Origin of the sequence: Bowmanella yangjiangensis (assembly GCF_017255015.1) — a bacterium.
Taxonomy (GTDB): Bacteria; Pseudomonadota; Gammaproteobacteria; order Enterobacterales; family Alteromonadaceae; genus Bowmanella; species Bowmanella yangjiangensis.
On the sequence record NZ_JAFKCS010000550.1, the window covers coordinates 1 to 498 of the forward strand.

The 498-nt window shown below is 70.3% G+C and carries 1 protein-coding gene; it reads right to left on the reverse strand.

The window, feature by feature from the left end:
- On the reverse strand, window positions 1-498 hold a 498-nt coding region (locus J0A65_RS25610), incomplete at both ends, for a protein tyrosine phosphatase family protein (protein ID WP_206597027.1).

The following is a 498-nucleotide window of genomic DNA, read 5'->3' on the forward strand; positions in this document are numbered from 1 at the left end:
GCCCGGCTGGTAGTAGTGCTGCTCACGCGGTTCGATCACCGCGATGCGCAGCTCGGGGTTGCGCTTGAACAGGCTGGCAGTCACCGCACAGCCCGCCGCGCCGCCTCCGACCACGACCACGTCGTAGCGCTGGGTGGGCGTACTGGCGGACTGCGCCTGGGGCAGCGGCGCCTGTTGCCAGCGCTGCTGCAGGCGTGGCGCCAGCCCACTGAGGTCGTAACCGTGCTCGCCTGCGGTGCTGAGCAGCACCTGCGGGTCGAGGTGGTGGGCCTCGCTCAGTGCCCACAGGCTGGTCGAGCGAGTGCCGCTTCGGCAGAACGCCAGCAGCGGGCCGCGCGCCTGTGTCAGCAGGGCATTGAAGGCGCTGACGTCGTCATCGCCGATCTGTCCGGAAACCACGGGCAGGTGGTAGTACTCCAGGCCATTGGCCTGGGCGGCGGCCGCCAGTTCGGCGGAGCCGGGCTGGCCCTGCTCTTCGCCGTCGGGGCGATTGTTGAT